This window comes from Sphingomonas mucosissima (assembly GCF_002197665.1).
Classification (GTDB): domain Bacteria; phylum Pseudomonadota; class Alphaproteobacteria; order Sphingomonadales; family Sphingomonadaceae; genus Sphingomonas; species Sphingomonas mucosissima.
On record NZ_NBBJ01000004.1, the window covers coordinates 148,607 to 168,912 of the forward strand.

Consider the following 20,306-nt stretch of genomic DNA (forward strand, 5'->3'; position numbering starts at 1 on the left):
CCGCCATGCGCAACCGCCGACAGATCGCCCTCGCCGTTGGCGCACTCTCGCTGGCAGCGCTCGCGACGTTCGATCCGCCGACAGCCAACGTGCAGATCCTGACGCATGACAGCCGCGACGCTGCCCCCGCGCGCTTCCAGGCCGCGGTCGACCTCGGCCTCGCCAGCGCCTCGATTCTGGTGACCTGGACGGCCGAACGATTGGCCCGCTGAACATCATCACGGCGCCAGCGAAAAGCGGAAAGGCCAATTCAGGCCGCCAACAGGCCAACAGTGCGTCAGAAGCGGCCAAACCGAAGCCATCGAGGTCTGTGCAGAGGCCGCGCTCCCACCAACCGTTTCGAGCACCGTGCCAGATTCACGACGCGGCGCCCGGATCAGGACAGCGCGTGATCGGCTCCTCCCGCTGGAATCAATGTCCAGAAACCTATCGCCGCAAACGAGCGCCAGCCGTCCGTATCCTTGACCCCTGGCCGTGGCGTGGCCCATAGCGCGCGCATGGACTACCCCGTGGAGAGCCTGACGTTCGAGGCCGCGCTCAAGGAGCTCGAGGCGATCGTCGCACGCCTCGAATCCGGTGACACCCCGCTGCAGGACGCGATCGAGCTGTACGAGCGCGGCAATGCGCTTCGCGCCCGATGCGCCGAACGCCTCGATGCCGCGCAGGCTCGGATCGAAGCGATCCGGCTCGACGCCGACGGCCGCGCCGCCACCGCGCCGTTCACCGCCGGATGAGCCCCTCCCCGGCGCTTGCAGCGGCGCTTGCCGACACCGCGCGTGAGATCGACGCCCGCTTCGACGCGCTTCTCGCCGTGCCGGACGATCCACGCGCCGACCTGTACCGCGCGATGCGCCACGCCGCGATTGACGGCGGCAAGCGGTTGCGCCCCTTGCTGGTCTTTGCGACCGCGCGCCTGTTCAATTGCGACATGAATTGCGCGGGCCGGGTCGCGATCGCACTGGAGGCGATCCACGTCTATTCGCTGATCCACGATGATCTGCCGGCCATGGACAATGATGATATGCGCCGCGGCCGGCCCACTGTGCACAAGCAGTTCGGGGAGGCGACGGCTATTCTTGCCGGCGATTGCCTCCACGCACTGGCGTTCGAAGTGCTGTCGGACCCCGCGACCCATCCCGATCCGTTCGTCCGCGCCGAGCTGGTGCTCGATCTCGCCCGCGCGGCCGGGCCCGCGGGCATGGCCGGCGGGCAGATGATGGATCTGGAGGCCGAACGCGCCAGCTTCGACCTGACTACGGTTACGCGACTCCAGGCGATGAAGACGGGCGCGCTGATCATGGCCGCGGTGGAGGCCGGCGCGATCCTTGGCCGCGTTCCGCCTGAGGGCCGGACTCATTTGCGCGGCTATGCTCGCGACGTGGGCCTCGCCTTCCAGATCGTCGATGACTTGCTGGATATCGAAGGCGACGAGGCGCTCGCCGGCAAGAAACTGCGCAAGGATGCCGGCGCTGGCAAGGAGACCTTTGTCTCCCTGCTGGGCGTGGAGCCGGCGCGCGAACGCTGCCGACTGCTCGTCGACCAGGCGATTGCGCATCTTCGCCACTACGGGCCGGAAGCGGACCTGCTCCGCGACATTGCCCGTTTCGTGCTGCAAAGGGATCATTGATCATGACCACTCGCATCGGCGTTTACCCCGGCACCTTTGATCCGATCACGCTTGGACACATGGACATCATCCGGCGCGGCGCGAAGCTCGTCGACCGCCTGGTGATCGGTGTGACGACAAATCCATCGAAGAGCCCGATGTTCAGCCTTGAAGAGCGGATGGCGCAGGTTGAGCGTGAGTGCGCCGGACTGGACGCCGACATCCGCGTGGTCAGCTTCGATCTTCTCCTGATGGACTTTGCGGAGCGCGAGGGCGCCAGCATGATCGTGCGCGGGCTGCGCGCCGTTGCCGACTTCGAATATGAATATCAGATGGCAGGCATGAACCAGCAGTTGAATGACCGGATCGAAACTGTCTTCCTGATGGCGGACGTCGCGCTCCAGCCGATCGCCAGCCGGCTGGTAAAGGAAATCGCCATGTTCGGCGGCGAGATCGGCAAGTTCGTCACCCCAGCGGTGCGCGAGGAAGTGGTCGCACGCGTGGCCGAGACGGGGCGACGCGGGCGATAAAACCGACGTTCGGGGCAGCGGAGACGGCGCCGCGTTGATGGCCGCGCTAGGCGCAGTTCAGTTTGGCGCAAGGCGCGATCTAGTTTAGGGCCCCGATCAAATGATTTGGTTGGGAAGATGATGCGGTTTGTTGGAATGATCGCGATGCTGGCAGCGTTGCTGGCGGGGCCAGCCATGGCCCAGGACAAGGCCCCGGAAACGCAGGCGACCTCAACCGCTTCTAAGCAGCGATACACGCCGCCGCCGACGACCGATCTCGAAAATACGTGGCTTCTCGATCTGTCGACCGGAGGCCGCGTCTCCATTTGGCTCCGCCCGGACGTGGCACCCGACATGGTGCGGCGGATCAAGAATCTCACCCGTCGGAAATTCTATGACGGCCTGACCTTTCACCGCGTGATCGACGGCTTCATGGCGCAGGGCGGTGATCCGAAGGGTGACGGCACCGGCGGATCGGACCTCCCGGACGTGAAGGCTGAGTTCAATTACCTGCCGCACGTGCGCGGCTCCGTCGCCGCAGCCCGGGCGCAGGACGAGAATAGCGCCAACAGCCAGTTCTACATCATGCTGATGCCGCGCCTCAGCCTCGACGGGAAGTACACCGTGTTCGGCCGCGTGCTGCAGGGCATGCAATATGTCGACGCAATCGAGAAGGGCGAGCCGCCGGCGAACCCCACGCGTATTCTCCGCGCCTATATCGCCGCCGACAATCCGCCCGCTTACCAGGCCGCTCCTGTCACGCCGCCGCCGTCGTTGGACGCCCCGGCAACGTTGCCGAGCGCTAAGCCGTCTGCCAGGGCAAAGCCGCGCCGCTGATCTTAATGGGGGAGCGCGACAAGCGCGGCACTGCTCGCGTGGTGCCAGCTTGCGGCAGCGTGCGGCTATAAGTCGGTCAGGCCTGACCACGGGACGACCAAGAGAGCCGATCTGGCCTAAGCTTCGTGGCGCCCCGTCGACAAACCGCATCGCGGCTCATCAGCGCGCCGGACCCGGGTTAAGCGCGCGAACTAAGCAAACCAGCCGCGACCGTCAGCGCGGCGCCCGCCGCGGCGAAGGCGATGATCATCAACAGCCCGTCCTTCACCAGCAGCGCCATACCGAACGCCGCAATCGCAGCCATCGGCGCCGTGGTGGCGAGCGGCAGCAGTTCGAGCGGCGGCACCGCAAGCGTCAGCACCAGGATCGCCACCGCCGCTACCCGCACCATCGGCCCCTTGGTGAGCGCCGGGAGTCGCCCGTGAAACCACCTGTCCATCCACTTGGCGACGGGCCTCACCTTCTTGACGGCCTTTTTCACCTTTTCAGAATTGGCCGAGCGGTTCGCCAGGAAGCCGGGGAGCCAAAGATGCTTTCGGCCGAGCAGCATCTGCACCGCGGTCAACACGATCACCAGGGCGAGCAAGGTCGGCAGGCCCGGGATCGAGCCTACCGGCGAGATATCGATCAGCGGGATAATCACCAGAAATGGCGCGTAGCTACGATTGCCGAACGCCTCGATCGTCCGTCCGAGCGACACCTCGTCCTCATCGTCCGCCAGTTCCTCGATCCGGTCGAGAATGTCGCCGACGCTATGCGGTTCATCTGCCATCCGCTGCTGAACGGAGCGAGGATACGACGGTTCCGCTTCCGTAACATCTCGTCGCCGCCACAAACAAACGGCCGCGGCACCCGTGGATGCCGCGGCCCCTGTGGCTTTCTAGGCTGCGATCACTTGTACTTCAGGTCGAAGCGATCGGCTTCCATCACCTTGGTCCAGGCCGCGACGAAGTCCTTCACGAACTTCTCCTTGGCGTCGTCGCAGGCATAGACTTCGGCCAGCGCGCGAAGCTGCGAATTGGCGCCGAACACCAGGTCCGTGCGGGTCGCCTTCCAGCGCGGCTCGTCGGTCGCGCGATCGGTGCCGATGTACAGCTCGTCGCTCGCCTCATCCACCTGCTTCCACGCCGTGCCCATATCGAGCAGGTTGACGAAATAATCGTTCGTCAGCTGCCCCGGCCGGTCGGTCAGCACGCCATGATCGGTGTCGCCATGGTTCACGCCGATCGCGCGCAAGCCGCCGACCAGCACCGTCATCTCGGGCGAGCTGAGGCCCAGCAGCCGTGAACGGTCCACCAGCAGCTCCTCGGTCGGCACGTTGAAACGCACCTGCAGGTAGTTGCGGAAGCCGTCCGCCTTGGGTTCCAGCACCTCGAAGCTCTCGGCGTCCGTCTGCTCTTCCGTCGCATCGGTGCGGCCCGGGGTGAACGGCACTTCAAGGTCATGCCCGGCAGCCTTCGCCGCGCGCTCGACGCCGACGCTGCCGCCCAGGACAATCAGGTCGGCAATCGACACCTTCTTGCCGCCGCTCGCGCTGCCGTCGAAGTCCGCCTTGATGCGCTCATAGACGTCGAGCACCTTGGCCAGCTTCTCGGGCTCGTTCACGTCCCAGCTGCGCTGCGGCTCCAGCCGGATGCGCGCGCCGTTCGCGCCGCCGCGATGGTCGGACTGGCGATACGTCGCGGCCGAGGCCCACGCCGTCTTCACCAGCTCCGACGTCGACAGGCCCGAGTCGGCGATTTTCTGCCTCAGCGCGCTGACGTCAGCCGCATCGATCGTGGCGTAATCGGCCTTCGGAATCGGGTCCTGCCAGATCAGATCCTCTGCCGGCACGTCCGAGCCGAGGTAGCGGATCTTCGGCCCCATGTCCCGGTGGCACAGCTTGAACCAGGCGCGGGCGAACGCGTCCGCGAACTGATCCGGGTTGCTGCGGAACCGCTCGGAGATCTCGCGATACTTCGGGTCGACCTTCATCGCCATGTCGGCGGTGGTCATCATCGTCGGCACCTTGACGCCGGGCGTATGTGCCTTGGGCGCCAGCGTCTCGGGCGGATTGCCCACCGGCTGCCACTGCCACGCCCCGGCCGGGCTCTTCACCAGCTCATATTCGTGGTCGAGCAGCATCTCAAAATAGGTCATGTCCCACTGGATCGGCGTCGGCGTCCACGCGCCCTCGATGCCGCTGGTGATCGTGTGATCGCCCATTCCGGTCTCGTGGGTGGAGGCCCAGCCAAGCCCCATCTGGGCGATGTCCGCGCCTTCCGGCTCCGCCCCGACGAGCGATGCGTCGCCTGCGCCATGCGCCTTGCCGAAGGTGTGGCCGCCGGCGGTGAGCGCGACGACTTCCTCGTCGTTCATGCCCATGCGGTGGAACGTCTCGCGGATGTCGCGCGCCGATCCCTTGGGATCAGGCTCGCCGCCCGGTCCTTCCGGATTGACGTAGATGAGGCCCATCTGGATCGCCGCGAGCGGGTTTTCGAGCGCCAGCCCCGACTTCTCGTCGATGCGCGTCTGGCCGAGCCATTCCTCCTCGGTGCCCCAATAGATGTCCTTTTCCGGCTCGAACACGTCCTCGCGCCCGCCGCCAAAGCCGAACACCGGGCCGCCCATCGATTCGATCGCGACATTGCCGGTCAGGATGAAGAGGTCCGCCCAGCTCAGCTTGCGGCCGTACTTCTGCTTGGTCGGCCACAGCAGGCGCCGCGCCTTGTCGAGGTTGCCGTTATCGGGCCAGCTATTGAGCGGGGCGAAACGCTGGGAACCCGACGAGGAGCCGCCGCGCCCGTCGCCGGTGCGATAGGTACCGGCCGAGTGCCACGCCATGCGGATGAAGAACGGGCCGTAATGACCGTAATCGGCCGGCCACCACGGCTGGCTGTTGGTCATCAGCGCGCGGAGATCAGCCTTCACGGCTTCCAGATCGAGTGTCTTGAACTCGGCCGCATAATCGAAATCGTCGCCCATCGGGTTGCCCGACAGCCCGTCCTGCTGAAGGATCTCCAGAGATAGCTGGTTCGGCCACCAATCCCGGTTCGTACGCCCGAGCAGCTTGCGCAGCGCGGCGGGCTCCTTGGAATGGTCGCTAAGGGGGCTGCCGGTCACCGGGCAGCCGCTGGTGGGTGCGTCCATGTCGATATCCTCTCGTTCCGAGCTTCTGACGAGAGACTAGGCCAATGACGGACGGTTGGAAGCGACATAAATTCGTTAGAAACAGCAAGGAAATCGATCAACCTTGCCAATCAAAGCGCGTGCGGTCGATTAGTGCCCTATGCGGCAAGCCCGCTGGCACTTGCCTTGAGCGCATTCTCAACCACCGGCAGCAAGTGGCTCACTACCGCCTGGATCGCCGCCCAATTCGGGTGAATGCGGTCGGCAAGCACCATGGCAGGGTGCCCGAGAACACCTGCCGGAAAGAAGCTGGCGAGGGCCGCGCCATGTGCCGCAGCCACTTCGGCATGAATGGTGAGGTAGGCGCCGGTTCTGGCCTGCAAGAACGGCGGTGGCTCAAGCGTCGTGAGTAGTACGCGAATGCCGCAGCGGCCGAACTCGGCTAGGATGGCATCAAGGTTCGTGCGCGTCTGCGCAGGAGCGAGGCCCCGCAAAACATCGTTGGCGCCGATCTGTACAATGGCGAGATCCGGACGCGCAGTCAGTCGTGTCAGCACGCCCGGCAAGCGCCGAAGCGCATCGGCGCTGGTGTTGCCCGACACGCCGGCATTGATCACCCGCGCACCACCAAATCGCTCACCCAGGCGACGCTGTAGCTGCGCTGGAAAGCTGTCAGCGGCAGAAAGGCCGTAGCCGGCGACAAGGCTGTCGCCAAAGGCAAGAACAAGCGGGACGTTGGTCGGCATCACCAACAAGATAGTGATCCGCGGCGCTTTTTTCAGGCCCGCAGGCCAGAGAAAGGTGCCCAATCAGGAGCGGGGCGGCCAGGCCGCGCCGCCTGCCGGATCAGTTGGCCGCGCCGCTCACCGTGGGTGCGGCAGCGAACGGCTTGATCCCGAACTCGGGATAAACCTCTGCCGGATAGTAGAAGGTGCCATCCTTCACGACCATCGCGATGCGCTTGATCGCCTTGAAGTCCTTGGTGGGATCACCTGGCACCAGGAAGAAATCTGCCAGCTTGCCCTTCTCGACTGACCCGAGCGTCGCATCTTGCCCCAAGTATTTGGCCATATCCCACGTGGCGCGGGTCAGGATCTGCGCCGGCGTCATGCCCACCTGCTGATACAGTTCCAGCTCCCGGTGGAAGGTAAAGGAGCCGCCCGTATCCGTGCCCGGCACGATCATTGCGCCGCGCTCGTTCAGCATCCGCACCGTCGCAACGATCTTGTCATAGGCACCCCGATACGCCGCATCGTCACCCGGTGCGCTGGTATCGATCCACGCCTGCTTCAGCCCGCGCTGCGCGCCGATCGGCAAGTGATCGAAATAGTCCGCCGCACCCGGCGCCATCTGGCCGTCACGATTGAGCAGCAGGTTCTCGTGGATGCCCAGCGTCACGTCGATCGGCGTCTTGCGCGCGGTGACCAGCCCCATCGTATGCTGCACCCGCTCGCTGTTGAGGTCGAGCGACGGGAGCCGCTTAAGGGCGGTCAGGCGAAACAACGTGCGCGTGTCTTCCGCCGGCTTGATCACCCACTGCAGCATGAACTGGTTGATATGGGTCATCTCGTCGAAACCGGCCTCGATCATCTGATCGGCGGTGGCGAACGCGGGCACATGGCCGGCGACCTTCAAACCGCGCGCATGCGCTTCCTTCACCAGTGCGGGAATCCATGCCGGATTCATGCTGTTGTATGATTTGACGCCCCAGTAGCCGCCGTGATCGGCATACCAGCGAACCGCCGCCACGGCTTCCGCTTCGCTGTTGACGAGGATGCCGTTGTTGGCGCTGAACTGGCTCTTGCCCTCGATAAAGCCGGCGCGAACGATCCGCGGCCCGGCGATCACACCGCCGTCGATGCGCTCGATCAGCTTGTCGAGCACCGCATTGTCATTGCCCATGTCGCGCATGGTGGTGACGCCGGCGGCCAGGTTCAGCAACGCGCCTTCCTGCCCGGTATGGGCGTGCATCTCGTACAGGCCGGGAACGATGGTGCTGCCAGCGCCGTCGATCACCACTTCGCCCTTGCCGCCCTTTTTCGACAAAGGATCGACACGTACGATCTTGTTGCCGGACACCAGCACCGACGCTGGCGCGCCGAGCTTGCCGGTTTTGGAGTCGAACACCCGCACGTTACGGATGCGCACCGTGCCGGGGTAGCGGTGCGCCACCTTTTTGTTGATCGCGATGAACCGGTCAGTGGACCATTGCGCCGCCAGCGTCTTCAGCCGCTCCGCCTCATCCTCATAGCCCGCGCGCACGATCACTTGGCGGGGCGAGACGCTGGCAAACAGCTCGCCCTTGTCATCGAGCAACACCGTGTCGGGCGTGGTCTCGATCCCGCCAACGTCATAGCGTGTCACAGTCAGCGGCCCGCTGGCGCCGTTCACCGTCACCGCTTCGCCCTTCGTCAGCGTCAGCGTGCCGCCCGGCAGCGCGGTAAGAGTGGTGCCGCCAGCCTTCATGATCGCGCGGGCGTAGAGCCCCGTCGCCCAGGGGCTCCCGCTCTGCGCGACATAGACCGCCGGTACCGCGGCGTTGGCCGCGCCTTTGCCGGTCGCGTCCGTCCAGGTCGCGCTCCCGCCCTGGCGCGCGAAATGCTCCTCCACCTTGGAGCCGAACGTAGTCGTCCCGTTGATGTCCCAGGCGACCGGCAGCCCCTTGGCATCAAGCTGCAGCGTCTCCTTCATCGTCGGGCCGCGGCCGTTGTTCTTGTAATCGAAATCGATGGCCGTGCGGTCGCCCTGCACGTCGGCATTCAAATGGCCGACGTTCTTGCCTCCGAAGATCACGCTGTAGCGCTGCATTTCCGCCGCAGCATTGGTGGCGAGCGACAGGGCGAGCGCAGCGATTGCTGCCGAAGAGAGAAGCTTCATCGTCTGGTGGTTACGTGTCCGGTCGCACACACGCAACAAGCTGTCGTGCGCAGCCATGCCTGGAACAACGCCGGGCATAGACTCTTCTAATGCCCACGACCGGCCGGTAGACGGCCGTTAACAGCGGATATTGCGGAAGAAGACGTGGCCGAAAAGGATCCTGAGAACACCATTATTGACGTCGAAGGTAACGGCCAAAGTGCTGGCGTTCCGGCGGAAGGGGCGATGGACGTAGGGGCACACGAGCCGCTGGGGATCAGCAGCGACGGCAAACGGCACTGGCGCGAAAGCACCATCACCGAACCTGGCCTCGACAGCCGTGGGAACGTCTTCTTCGCGGCGATTGAGATGACGCGGATGCCGATGATCCTCACCGATCCGCATCAGCCCGATAATCCGATCGTCTTCGCGAACAAGGCCTTTCTCGACCTGACCCTGTATGAAGAAGAGGAAGTGCTCGGCCGGAACTGCCGCTTCCTCCAAGGTGCCCGGACCGATCCGGAAAGCGTCACGGCATTGCGCAAGACGGTAGCCGCGAAAGAGTCGATCGCGTTGGAACTGCTGAACTACAAGCGCGACGGAACACCGTTCTGGAACGCGGTCTTCATCGGGCCGGTCTATGACACGACCGGCAACCTGCTCTATTTCTTCGCCAGCCAGCTTGACGTCTCCCGTCGACGGGAGAGTGAGCGCTCCTATCTTCAGGCACAGAAGATGGAGGCTGTGGGCCAGCTCACCGCCGGGTTAGCACATGATTTCAACAATTTGCTTCAGGTGGTGAACGGCAATCTAGAGCTCGCCGCGGCGCGCAGCTCTGATGATCGCGTGCTGCGCTATCTGGAAAGCGCGCGCTCGGCGGCGGAGCGCGGCGCGAAGCTGACGGGCCAGTTGCTGGCGTTTGCGCGGAAGACGCGGCTTGATCCGCGGCTGGTGGATGTCAGCGAATGCCTCAACAGCTTCGCCGACGTGATGGAGAGTGCACTCGGCAAGAAGGTGGAGCTGCATTTCAGCCTGCGGCGGGGACTGCCCAAGGCCCTGCTGGATCCGCAGCAATTCGAGATGGCAGTCCTGAACATCGCCCTCAATGCCAAGGACGCCATGCCCACTGGCGGCGTGATCGAGCTATCGACTGCCCGCCTGAAACTAAACGGCGACGCCGCCGCGCGCGGGCTGACCCCGGGCGAATATGTCGCGGTGCAGGTGCGGGACGAAGGCGAGGGCATGACGCCCGAGGTGATGGAACGCGCGATCGAGCCGTTCTTCACCACCAAGGGCGTCGGCAAGGGAACAGGCCTTGGCCTCGCCATGGCCAGCGGCTTCGTGCAGCAGTCGCGCGGACGTTTGGAGATCGAAAGTGCGCCGGACAAGGGAACTACCATCCGGATGCTGTTCCCCGTCGCCGCGCGCGATGCGCGCGATCTTCCGCCGGAACCCCAGCAAAGCAGCAAGCCGTCCTCGAACCAATCGGGCGCTCACATCCTGGTGGTTGAAGACAGTCCGGAAGTCCTCGCTCTCGCGCGCGAGATTCTGGAGGAGGTCGGCTATCAGATCACCACCGCCGAAACGGGCGAAGAGGGCCTTGCGTCCTTCCAGGCCGCTCCAGAGGGATCGATCGATCTGGTCTTCACCGATCTCGTTATGCCCGGCGGGATCAACGGCATCGTGCTGGCGCAGGAGATCGCCAGGATCGCGCCCGACGTGCCGGTGCTGATGACAACCGGCTATAACGAGGAACTCGTTGCGGAAGGGCCGCTGCGCAGCGGGCTCGACGTGCTTGGAAAGCCTTATCGCCGCACCGATCTGCTCGACCGTGTCCGTCAGGCGCTGAATCGCAAGGGCGACGGCGGCCCCCGACGCAACGCGTCCGACTATGGCGCAGCCGAGGAGTGATCGCCGGCCGAGCCGGCCGTCAGATCACATCGGGCAGCGGCGCCTTGCCATCAGAACGCGCGACGTACAGCACTTCCGCGCAATGATCGTTGGCCCAGGCCAGGCCGGCGGATTCCGCATCGTCATAGGTCTGATAAGGATCGCCGCCGACCAGTGACACCGATTCGTCGGAATCGGCATCGCCACAGCCGAACAGCACGGACCCGTTCAGCTGGAAACGCCCGTCTTCCAGCTCCTGTATCCTGATACAATCGCGGTCGCTCGGCGCCGGCTCACCCGCCGGCAGTTTTTTGATGTCCATGGCGTCCTCCAGAGTTTGCGGGGGCAGAACGCACGAACCGGTTATTCCGCCGCCATCAATCCTTCGTCCACATCGGGCTCTTCGTCGGCGCTGACGCCATCATCCAGCCGCGCCTCGTCAGCGGCAAAGTCCCCCGCATCCTCTGCCGTGATCCCGAAGCGCGCCGCCACGTCGGGCGCGTAGCGCAGCAGATCAGGCCGCAACCGCAGCAGGCTGAGGTCCTTGGCTTTGCCTTCCATCATCACGTCAAAGAACAGCCCCTCCGCCATCCGCATAAAGGTGGCGAACTCGAAGGGGTTGGTGAAATCGGCGTGCCCGGTCCAGATCGGCGGGCGCAGCACCATCTTTACCCGCGCAGTGGCCTTCACCGGCGCCTTGAGCACCTCCCCCTTCGGTGCCCGTCCCTTCCCGGCCATGGCATCCGCGCGCTGCTTGGGCGTGATTTTCTGCTTCACCTCGCGCATCTCGGTCCGCGGCGAGGAGAAGTGGATCTTGGGCCGCACTCCGGTGGGCCAAGTGGCGAGGAAGCGCTCCAGCGTGTCACGCATGTCCAGCCGCTCGGGGTTGAGGCACCAGAAATGCTGATAGTCGAAGATCAGCCTCACGCCCGTCCGCTCGTGAATCCACAGCGCGTCCGCGGCCGAAAAACGAATGTCGTCATTCTCGAGAACCAGCCGTCGCTTCACATGCTCGGGGCATTGCTCCCACCCCTCGATCCAGCGCGCGCGGCTCGCCTCGTGATCGTCATACACGCCGCCGACATGGGTGATCATCACCGCTTCATCGTCCAGCTCCATCCGGTCCAGCATTTCGGCCTGGCTGGAAAGATCCCATATGCTCTTCTTCGTCAGCTCGGGATTGGGGGCGTTCAGCAGCACATATTGTGACGGGTGGAATGACAGCCGGATGTCATACGCGCGGGCCTTGGCGCCAAAGGCGCGCAGCTCCGCATCGCTTTCCGCCACCATGTTGTGAAACTGCGGCATCTCCGGATGCGTCGCATAAGGCGCGATGTCCGACGACAGGCGGTACATGTCGAGCTTCTTGCCGTGCAAATAGTCCAGCACGTCGTCGAGCAACTCCAGCGAGCATTTGAGGTGCGGGTTCTTCTGCCAGCGGCGCGTGTCACCCGATTTCAGCTCGGGCTTGCCCATCACCTTCACGGGGAAACCAAGGCGGAGTGGACGGCTGTTATCGGTCATGAAGCACCTGCCCGTGGGGAATACGGCGGCCGTGCGCGAGAATTCGGCTGATCATGACGCTTCAACGCCGCGAATGCCGGTCGAGGTCCGTGCGCAGCGCTGCCCGTTTGTGCAGCCGCGGGTCTAGTCCACCAGCATCCGGGACATGGCAGGGCTGAACCATTCGACCAGCCCTTCGCGCTGGCGGATCAGTGCCCGCGCCGCCAGGTTGTTCGTCTCTGCCAGCGCCTTCATTGCCGCAGGATCCGCCACGCTGAGGGCGGTGGCCCAGGCGTCCGCCAGCATCGCGGAGCGATGAACAACACTGACCGACAGCGCATGAGCCATCGGCTTCCCGGTGCGCGGATCGATCGTGTGGCGCCCACGGACATAGTCCCCGGACGTCGCAATGGCACATTGGTGCAGCGCAAGCCGCAGCGGCAGCGCGAGCGAACCGGGCAATTCCAGATCAACCCACCACGGATCCCCATCAGGCCGCATGCCGCGCCCGACGAACTCCCCGCCGATCTCGACAAGGCTGTGTCCGATCCCGCGCCCCGCCAGCAATGCGGAAAGGCAATCGACGGCATACCCTTTGGCGATTCCGGAAAGGTCGAGCCGCACGTCCGCCACGCGTTGCAACCGCCGCGCCGCGGGATCGAAGCGCAGCTGCTGCCATCCGCCAAGATGCAGGGCCGCGGCAACAGCATCCTCCGTCGGCGGTGCGTCGACGGGCTGAGGCCCGTATCCCCAAAGATCGACAAGGCGGCCGAGCGCCGGATCAAAGGCGCCATCGGTCGCTGCCGCCACGTCCAGCGCCTCGCCGATCACGGCTGCAAAATCCGCCGGCAGCGACATCCACTGTCCCACCGGCGAGCGGTTGAACGCGCTGATCAGCGAGTCCGCCGCCCAATGGCTCATCTGGGAGACAAGCTGATCCAGCCTGCGCTCGACCGCCTTCGCAACGCTATCTACGTCGCAAGCGGCAGGCGTCGCAAACATCGCCCGCCAGCGCGTGCCCATCGTCGCGCCGCCGAGTTCGACCATCGGAAGATCGGAACGCCACCCGCCAAGCGCGGCCGGATCGATCTCCGGCACGAGCAGCCTTGGCTGTCCCTTGGACATATTGGGCGGCACCAATTTTTAGATCAGGGTGCCGGCACCTCAAGCGTGGTGGTGAAGGTCATGCGCCGTTCGGTTGCGCGCGGCGTGCTGGCCTTCGCGTCCATGGTCGTGGCGCTCATCCAGTACATGCCCGGCACCGCCCACTTGATCCGCAGCACTCCGTCGGCGCCGGTCGTCAGTTCCTGAACCTCTTCGCTCTCGCGGAACTTCTTTGATCCGGGAACCACCGTCACCGTGACACCCGCGGCCGGCTTGCCATCAATCAGGAAGCGGAACTGGCCTTCTTCATCCGATACCAACGCGCTCGGGTGGGTGATCGGCTGCATCTCCAACCCTTTGCCGGTCGGCTTGAAGACCCCCTCGCTGGGCGCACCTGCGGTGACATAGATCGCGTTCGCGCCCATCACCTCCGTCAGCTTCACCTCAGTCGCACCCGCGGGAATTTCGGCCGGTGTAGCCACGCTCTGTACCCGCGGTGCGCCCTGCGGCGCGCCTGCGCCAGCTGCGGGCGGCGGGCCGCGGCGGCCGCCGACGCGCCAGGTCTCGCCATTCAGTTTGAAGCGGCCCATCACCGACGACATCTCGGTGCCGATCTTCCACGTCCCCGGCTTGTCGACCTTCACGTCGAAGGTCGTGCGATGACGCCCTGTGGCGGCATTCTCGATCGCGCCCATGGTGCCGTCCGGCGCCCAGACCTTGATCTGTGCCGGCTGCATGGCGACGTGATCGGGATAGAAGAGGTCGTTCGAAATCGCCGCATCGACCGTCACATATTGGTTGGTGTCGGACAGCGTGGTGGTGGACGGCAGCAGCCACTGGCGGTGCGCCATGGCAGGGGCGGCGAGCGTGGCCGCACCGAGGGCGGCGAGCAGGACGGTCTTCAGGCGCATGATGATCTTCCTCAACGAACGGTGACGGAGCCAAGCTCGGTGCTGCCGGTTGCGCTACCGCCCCGGCCCGGAACCGTGATCGGCACGCGTACCAGCTCCCGGCCGCCGGTTTCGCGCGCGGCCTCGACATTCAGCACATATTCGCCAGTGGGCAGGTTCTTGGGCAGCGGGATCTGATAGGTGCCCGGCGCGCGGGTCGCGCCGCTCACGCCATCCGCGGGCAGCTTCAGGCTGCGCCCGCCCTTGCGCCACCAGCTGCGCAGATCGGCCAGCCACTTGGTGCCCGGCTCGGCGCCGCCCTTCTTCACATCATACCAGACGAATACGGTGCGCGCCGGCCCGCCACTGACGGGCTCCAGCCATCCCGCGACATACGGCCGGTGATATTCGGCCACTTTCAGCCGCGGTACCGTGACGCTCACCGTCTGGGCGGTGGCAGGCGCGCTCACCGCGCCGGCAAGAAGCAGATAGGCTGGGCGCATGAGTTCGCGAACGCTCCTTTAGTGGATCAGGAACAGAGCCAGCAGCAGCGGCACGATCACGCTCGTGGCAACTAAAGGCCAGGTGGATGGACGATGGCGGGCGTGAAGCTGCAGCAGCAGCAGCCCGGTCAATGTGAAGACGATGCACAGGATGGCAAAGGCATCGATGAACCAGAACCAGGCGTCGCCCGTGTTGCGGCCCTTGTGAAGATCGTTGACGTACGAGATCCAGCCGCGCCAGGTCGTCTCCGCAGTGATGGCGCCGCTTTCGCGATCGATGCTCACCCAGCTGTCACGGCCCGGCCCCGGCATCGCGACATAGACCTCCTCGTCAGACCATTCGCCCGGCCGTCCCGCCGGATCGATCGTCACGGCGTCGGCGACAGCCTGCGCGACGGCCGCGGGAAGCGGTGCATTTGCCGCATGGTCACCGCGCAATTCGGCGAGCCGTGGGGGCGGCAATGTCGCCGCGGCACGCGTCACCTGCGGTTCCGCCCCGATCGTTGCGGCGTGGTTCAGCGTGATGCCGGTGATGGCGAATAGCAGCATGCCGGCCAGCGACACGGCGGCACTGACCCAGTGCCACATGTGCAGCTGCTTCAGCCAGAACGCGCGAACCTTCTTGCGCGGCTTGGCAGGCGCGACCCGGCGCGGCGCCGCAGGCATTCGCGGCATCTCAAGCGGCAGTCGCTGTTCGCCCGTCACTTCCACGTCGCCGGCCTGCATGCCCGTCCCATCCGTGCCGCTGCATTCAGCGGCTGGGAGTGCGGCTAGAGCAATCGCGAATAACTCGCAACAGCAAACCTGCCTCCTCTACCGGGCACGCAGATCCGGCGATCGGCAATCAGGTCAGCCCGAGTTGCGCAGCGCGGTCGCGATGGCGTTGATCGACAGGAGGATGCCCTCGGCGATCCGCGCATCATCTTCACCGGCACGGTGCCGCCGCATCAATTCGATCTGCAGCAGGTTGAGCGGCTCGATATAGGGCAGGCGCAGGCGGATCGAGGCATCAAGGCTCGGCTGCTTCTCCAGCAGGCGCGATTGCCCCGTCACTTCCAGCAGCGCATCATGCGTGATCTGCCAGTCGTCCCGAATCCGCGAGAAGATGCGCCGACCAAGCTTCTCGTCCTCGACCAGGCTCGCGTAGCGCTCGGCAATGCCCATGTCTGATTTGGCGAGCACCATTTCCATGTTGGCGAGCGTAGCGGCGAACAGCGGCCAGCCTTCCGCCATTTCGGCGAGCAGCGCCTTGTCCTCGAACGCCGCGATCGCCTGGCCCACACCGTACCAGCCCGGCAGCATCACCCGCGCCTGCGCCCAACTGAACACCCAGGGAATCGCGCGCAGGTCCTCGATCCTGGCGGACTTCTTCCGGCTGGCCGGGCGGCTGCCGATCTTGAGCCCGGAGATCTCGGCGATCGGCGTCATCTGCCGGAAGAAGGTGTTGAACCCTTCCGTGCCGTACACAAGGTCGCGATAGGCTTGGAAGGCGGCGTCAGAGAGCCGATCCATCGCGCCGGCGAAGCTCTCGTTCTCGGCATTGGACAGCGGCGCCGGCGACAGGCTGGCGAGCAGCGTTGCCGAAGCCATCGCCTCCAGGTTGGTGATCGCGCTTTCCCGCGTGCCGTATTTGCCGGCGATCACCTCGCCCTGTTCGGTGATGCGGATTCGGCCCTGCACCGTTCCCGGCGGCTGCGCGCGGATCGCGGCAAAGCTGGAGCCGCCGCCGCGTCCCACCGCGCCGCCGCGGCCGTGAAACAGCTGCATGCCAACGCCCGCCGCCTCGAACACGGGCTTCAGCGCGGTCGACGCCTTGGACAGTTGCCAGGTGGACGTGAGGTAACCGCCGTCCTTGTTGGAATCGGAATAGCCGATCATCACTTCCTGATGCCCGCGCGCACGGGCGATCGCGGCGACTTCGGGCAGGGCGAACCAGGCGCGCATGATGCCCGGCGCCGCCTCCAGATCGCCGATCGTCTCGAACAACGGCACCGCCATGACATGCGCTTTGGGCGGATCGCCGGGCACGTAAAGGCCGACTTCCTTCAACAGCAGATGTACCTCCAGCAGGTCGCTGACCGAGGTACACATGGAAACAATATACTGCCGGATGCAGGCAGGGCCGTAGGTCGCATGCGCCTCCGCGGCCGCCGCGACGATCGCCAGTTCCTTGGCGGTCTCTTCGGAATAGGTGATGAAGCGGCTGGTCAGCGGGCGCGCGGTGGCGAGTTCGCGGTTCAGCAACGCGACGCGCTCTTGCTCGCTCAACGCGGCGTAATCGGTACAGACGCCAGCGCAGGACAGCAATTCGCCGACGACCCGCTCGTGTACGGCGCTGTTCTGGCGCAGATCAAGCGTTGCCAAGTGGAACCCGAACACCTCGACGGCACGGATCAATCGTCCGATCACGCCTCCGCTGGCCAGCAGGCCGCCGCCCGCCGCCGATAGCGCGCGCGCCATGGCGACCAGATCGGCGCGCAACGCACCCGGATCGGGATACGGCTCCGCATCGCGCGCCGCCGGCCGCGGCGGGCGAGTGCCCACCAGCTTGCGATAGGTCGCCGCCAGTCGTGCGTAGATCCCCGACAGCGCACGGCGATATGGTTCGTCGCGGCGGCTTTCGGCGTTGTCCCCGCTCGCTTCGGCCAGCGCGATCACGGCAGCGTCCACGGGAGCATGTTCCGCCGAGATCGACAGTTCAGAGCCCAGCGCGTGCAGCTGATCGAGATAATAGCCGATCGCCGCGCCCGATGCCTTGCCCAGCGCAACCTTCAGCGACTCGGCGGTGACGTAGGGGTTGCCGTCACGATCGCCGCCGATCCAGCTGCCCGGCCGCAGGAACCCCGGCACCCGCTGCCCCATGGCGCGGTCCCACCGCTGGTACAGCGCCGGGATGACGGGGAGGAAGACATCGCGCAGGTAACTGAGCGCGGTTTCTACCTCATCGGTCACGTAAAGCCGCTCGCGGCGAAGCACGCGCGTCTGCCACAGCAGCGCGACCTGGCGCACGATCGCCTCGTCGATCCGGTCGCCGTCGGGCGTTTCCTCCGCGCCGGTATCGCGCAGCGCCATCAGCTCGGCGATCCGATTGCGGTGGTCGATCATGCTCTTGCGGCGCACTTCGGTAGGGTGCGCGGTCAGCACCGGCGCGATCAGCGCCTGGTCGAGCAGGGCGAGTACCGCATCCCGGTCGATCCCCTCCCCTGCGAGTCGCTGAACCGCCGAGGCGACGTCCGCGCCCTCTTCCGCCGTGATCCCCTGCCGATCCTCCGCCAGATTGGCGAGCATGGAGAACAGCATAAAGCCGCGGACAAAATCGAGCGTCTCGTCGAGCGACAGCGCGTCCAGGTGATGGTCGACGGCGATGCCGGCGCCGCGATGTCGTTCCACCGAGGCGGATCGGATGGCCTCGGTGGCGGCGAACAACCGCTCCCCACCCAGTGCCCGGATCACGTCGCCCAGGACGCGCCCGAGATAACGGATATCATCATTGTTGGTGATCGATGGAAGCGCGCTCATGCTGCCATGCTGCAACGCGTCACGCACCGCCGTCAACGCGCAGCTTGACCAGGTCCGGCACCTTGTTCTGCGGCACGACGCTCGCGATACGTTGCCCGCTCCTCGCTCGTCAGCGTGCCGTCCTTGTTCAAATCGTTGCGATCGAACCAGTCAAGCATCAGGTCGCCCCATTCCTGCGGGCTCAGCGCCCCATCCCCATCGGTATCGCCACGCGCGATCATCGGGCGCAATCGTTCCGGTAGCTCGTCGGCCGTGATACGGTCATCACCGTTCACGTCCAGCCGATGGAAGCGGCGCTCGATCTCGCCGCCGAAATCCAGCCGGGAGGTCACCGTGGGTGGCGTATAATTTTGGGCAGCGCCGTTCTCATGTTGCTCTTCGCGCGTGCCACAGGCTGCCAGCAGCGAACCACATGCTGCCAGCATCATCAACGATCGCATCCCCGGTTAACCTCCCTCAAGATCAGGCCTCGAGCTCAACGTCCCAGTAAAGCCAATCGTGCCATGTTTCGTGGAGATAGTTTGGCGGGAAGCTGCGGCCATGCTCCTGCAGGTGCCAACTGGTTGGGCGGATCGGCTCGATGTGCAGCGGCATGCCCGCCTGGTTGGGGGTGCGTCCGCCCTTGCGCAGATTGCAAGGCGAACAGGACGTAACGACGTTTTCCCAGGTCGTGCGCCCACCTTGTGCGCGCGGCACGACGTGATCGAACGTCAACTCGCGAACATGCCTGCCGCAATATTGGCAGGCGAAGCGATCTCTAAGGAACAGGTTGAAGCGCGTGAAGGCGGGAAATTGTGACGGCTTCACATATTGTTTCAGCGCAATCACGGACGGCAGCCTGATCGACTGCGTGGGACTTCTCACCTCGCGCTCATAATGGGCGACAATATCAACCCGGTCGAGAAACACTGCCTTGACCGCCGTCTGCCATGGCCAGATGCTGAGCGGATAATAAGACAAAGGCGTATAGTCGGCGTTCAGGACGAGCGTCGGGCATGCGTCCGGATGGCGGATCAGATCGGGATGGAACAAGCGGGTCCCCCTTCGATACCGTGTCTCGGCGCGGTGTCACGCCAAGCGATGACGCCATGATGACAGCCGGCGAATCGCCGGGTCAAGAGGAGAGGATATTTGACCGACACTGTTATCTATGACGTCGCTGATCATGTTGCGACAATAACGCTCAATCGTCCGGAACGCCGCAACGCGCTGAACTGGGATGCCTATGCCCGGCTGGAGGCGGCATTTCGGCGCTCGGTGAGCGATGAGGAGGTGCGCTGCGTGATCGTGACCGGCGCGGACCCGGCCTTCTGCTCCGGCGATGACGTGGCGGAAATCATGGCAGGCCCCGATTCCTTCACCGCACGCAAGGCGCCGCCCGTCGTGCGCCACCAGCCCACGCCTGCGGCGATGGCGGCGCTGGAATGCGACAAGCCGGTGATCGCCGCGGTGAACGGCGCTGCCGTCGGATGGGGCATGGAGCTGGCGCTATATGCCGACATCCGAATCGCATCGGAGAAAGCGAAGTTCGCGGAGCTGTTCATCAAGCGCGGCCTCGTGTGCGATGTGGGCGGCTTCTATCGGCTGCCCTCCATCGTCGGCCCCGCAAAGGCGGCAGAGCTGCTGTTCACCGGCGACGTGATCGATGCCACCGAGGCGGCGCGTATCGGCTTGGTGCGCGAAGTCGTGCCACACGATGAGTTGATGGCAAGCGCCCGGGCGCTCGCCGCGCGGATCGCCGCCAATCCGCCGCTGGCGCTACGCTACATGAAGGAAGGCCTTCGCCGCGCCGCCTACGGCGACCCACGCGACCTTGGCGGGTGGGCAATCGAGATAATCCGCCGTTTGATGACGACCGAGGATCACAAGGAAGGCGTCGCTGCCTTCATGGAGAAGCGCGAACCGGTGTTCAGCGGGCGCTGACCGAGGGCGCGCGAACGGGTAAAGTCCCCAGCGTCGGCAGCGCCGCGCAGCATCGGGC

At 65.2% G+C, this 20,306-nt stretch carries 20 protein-coding genes; 7 read left to right on the forward strand and 13 right to left on the reverse strand.

Annotation, left to right across the window (positions count from 1 at the left end; all coding sequences use genetic code 11):
* The first annotated feature begins 5 nt into the window (after nucleotides 1-5).
* From SPMU_RS12615 to SPMU_RS12635, 5 genes are all read left to right on the forward strand, one after another.
* Complete coding sequence (locus SPMU_RS12615) at nucleotides 6-212, forward strand: hypothetical protein (protein WP_088334263.1); 207 nt, start codon at nucleotides 6-8, stop codon at nucleotides 210-212.
* 285 nt (nucleotides 213-497) lie between these two features.
* The gene (locus tag SPMU_RS12620) at nucleotides 498-734 is read left to right on the forward strand and encodes an exodeoxyribonuclease VII small subunit (protein ID WP_088334264.1); all 237 of its coding nucleotides are present in this window, start codon (nucleotides 498-500) and stop codon (nucleotides 732-734) included.
* On the forward strand, nucleotides 731-1,627 hold the full coding sequence (locus SPMU_RS12625) for a polyprenyl synthetase family protein (RefSeq protein WP_088334265.1): 897 nt from the start codon (nucleotides 731-733) through the stop codon (nucleotides 1,625-1,627). The genes SPMU_RS12620 and SPMU_RS12625 overlap by 4 nt, the downstream gene beginning before the upstream one ends.
* Before the next feature lie 2 nt (nucleotides 1,628-1,629).
* Nucleotides 1,630-2,136 carry a pantetheine-phosphate adenylyltransferase gene (gene coaD / locus SPMU_RS12630; protein ID WP_088334266.1) on the forward strand — a complete coding sequence of 169 codons (507 nt, stop codon included), beginning with the start codon at nucleotides 1,630-1,632 and terminating at the stop codon, nucleotides 2,134-2,136.
* Nucleotides 2,137-2,256: 120 nt separating this feature from the next.
* Nucleotides 2,257-2,952, forward strand: coding sequence for a peptidylprolyl isomerase (locus tag SPMU_RS12635; protein ID WP_211275806.1), 696 nt, complete (start codon nucleotides 2,257-2,259; stop codon nucleotides 2,950-2,952).
* Between the two features lie 178 nt (nucleotides 2,953-3,130).
* On the opposite strand, the gene SPMU_RS12640 is transcribed toward SPMU_RS12635, so the two are convergent.
* The 4 genes from SPMU_RS12640 to SPMU_RS12655 form a co-directional block, all read right to left on the reverse strand.
* Nucleotides 3,131-3,724: an exopolysaccharide biosynthesis protein gene (locus SPMU_RS12640; RefSeq protein WP_088334268.1), complete on the reverse strand. Its 594-nt coding sequence runs from the start codon at nucleotides 3,722-3,724 to the stop codon at nucleotides 3,131-3,133.
* Nucleotides 3,725-3,843: 119 nt separating this feature from the next.
* Nucleotides 3,844-6,081, reverse strand: a complete 2,238-nt coding sequence (gene katG, locus SPMU_RS12645) for a catalase/peroxidase HPI (RefSeq protein WP_088334269.1) — start codon at nucleotides 6,079-6,081, stop codon at nucleotides 3,844-3,846.
* Between the two features lie 137 nt (nucleotides 6,082-6,218).
* Nucleotides 6,219-6,806 (reverse strand): GDSL-type esterase/lipase family protein, encoded by a 588-nt coding sequence (locus tag SPMU_RS12650; protein WP_245833302.1) that lies wholly within the window; start codon nucleotides 6,804-6,806, stop codon nucleotides 6,219-6,221.
* A gap of 100 nt (nucleotides 6,807-6,906) precedes the next feature.
* Nucleotides 6,907-8,937, reverse strand: a complete 2,031-nt coding sequence (locus SPMU_RS12655) for an amidohydrolase family protein (RefSeq protein WP_088334271.1) — start codon at nucleotides 8,935-8,937, stop codon at nucleotides 6,907-6,909.
* Between the two features lie 144 nt (nucleotides 8,938-9,081).
* Here SPMU_RS12655 and SPMU_RS12660 point away from each other — a divergent pair, with 144 nt between their 5' ends.
* A complete protein-coding gene (locus tag SPMU_RS12660) occupies nucleotides 9,082-10,827 on the forward strand; it encodes a response regulator (RefSeq protein ID WP_245833270.1) in 1,746 nt (581 codons plus the stop codon).
* 19 nt (nucleotides 10,828-10,846) lie between these two features.
* Here SPMU_RS12660 and SPMU_RS12665 read toward each other — a convergent pair whose 3' ends face one another.
* The 9 genes from SPMU_RS12665 to SPMU_RS12705 all read right to left on the reverse strand — a co-directional run bounded on the left by SPMU_RS12665 (nucleotide 10,847) and on the right by SPMU_RS12705 (nucleotide 19,357).
* Nucleotides 10,847-11,128 (reverse strand): hypothetical protein, encoded by a 282-nt coding sequence (locus tag SPMU_RS12665; protein ID WP_088334272.1) that lies wholly within the window; start codon nucleotides 11,126-11,128, stop codon nucleotides 10,847-10,849.
* Between the two features lie 41 nt (nucleotides 11,129-11,169).
* On the reverse strand, nucleotides 11,170-12,330 hold the full coding sequence (uvsE, locus tag SPMU_RS12670) for a UV DNA damage repair endonuclease UvsE (protein ID WP_088334273.1): 1,161 nt from the start codon (nucleotides 12,328-12,330) through the stop codon (nucleotides 11,170-11,172).
* Between the two features lie 123 nt (nucleotides 12,331-12,453).
* Nucleotides 12,454-13,434 carry an FAD:protein FMN transferase gene (locus SPMU_RS12675; protein WP_245833273.1) on the reverse strand — a complete coding sequence of 327 codons (981 nt, stop codon included), beginning with the start codon at nucleotides 13,432-13,434 and terminating at the stop codon, nucleotides 12,454-12,456.
* A gap of 23 nt (nucleotides 13,435-13,457) precedes the next feature.
* Entirely contained in the window at nucleotides 13,458-14,324 is an 867-nt protein-coding gene (locus tag SPMU_RS12680) for a DUF4198 domain-containing protein (RefSeq protein ID WP_088334274.1), read from the reverse strand.
* An 11-nt stretch (nucleotides 14,325-14,335) separates the two neighbouring features.
* Nucleotides 14,336-14,806, reverse strand: a complete 471-nt coding sequence (locus SPMU_RS12685) for a DUF2271 domain-containing protein (protein ID WP_088334275.1) — start codon at nucleotides 14,804-14,806, stop codon at nucleotides 14,336-14,338.
* An 18-nt stretch (nucleotides 14,807-14,824) separates the two neighbouring features.
* Nucleotides 14,825-15,472: a PepSY-associated TM helix domain-containing protein gene (locus SPMU_RS12690; RefSeq protein WP_169715725.1), complete on the reverse strand. Its 648-nt coding sequence runs from the start codon at nucleotides 15,470-15,472 to the stop codon at nucleotides 14,825-14,827.
* 183 nt (nucleotides 15,473-15,655) lie between these two features.
* Nucleotides 15,656-18,325 (reverse strand): phosphoenolpyruvate carboxylase, encoded by a 2,670-nt coding sequence (gene ppc, locus SPMU_RS12695; RefSeq protein ID WP_088334277.1) that lies wholly within the window; start codon nucleotides 18,323-18,325, stop codon nucleotides 15,656-15,658.
* A gap of 32 nt (nucleotides 18,326-18,357) precedes the next feature.
* Nucleotides 18,358-18,765, reverse strand: a complete 408-nt coding sequence (locus SPMU_RS12700) for an EF-hand domain-containing protein (protein ID WP_088334278.1) — start codon at nucleotides 18,763-18,765, stop codon at nucleotides 18,358-18,360.
* Between the two features lie 22 nt (nucleotides 18,766-18,787).
* Entirely contained in the window at nucleotides 18,788-19,357 is a 570-nt protein-coding gene (locus SPMU_RS12705) for an HNH endonuclease (protein WP_088334279.1), read from the reverse strand.
* A gap of 99 nt (nucleotides 19,358-19,456) precedes the next feature.
* Between SPMU_RS12705 and SPMU_RS12710 the strand changes: the two genes are divergently transcribed.
* Nucleotides 19,457-20,248, forward strand: a complete 792-nt coding sequence (locus SPMU_RS12710) for an enoyl-CoA hydratase/isomerase family protein (RefSeq protein ID WP_088334280.1) — start codon at nucleotides 19,457-19,459, stop codon at nucleotides 20,246-20,248.
* The last annotated feature ends 58 nt before the right edge of the window (nucleotides 20,249-20,306 follow it).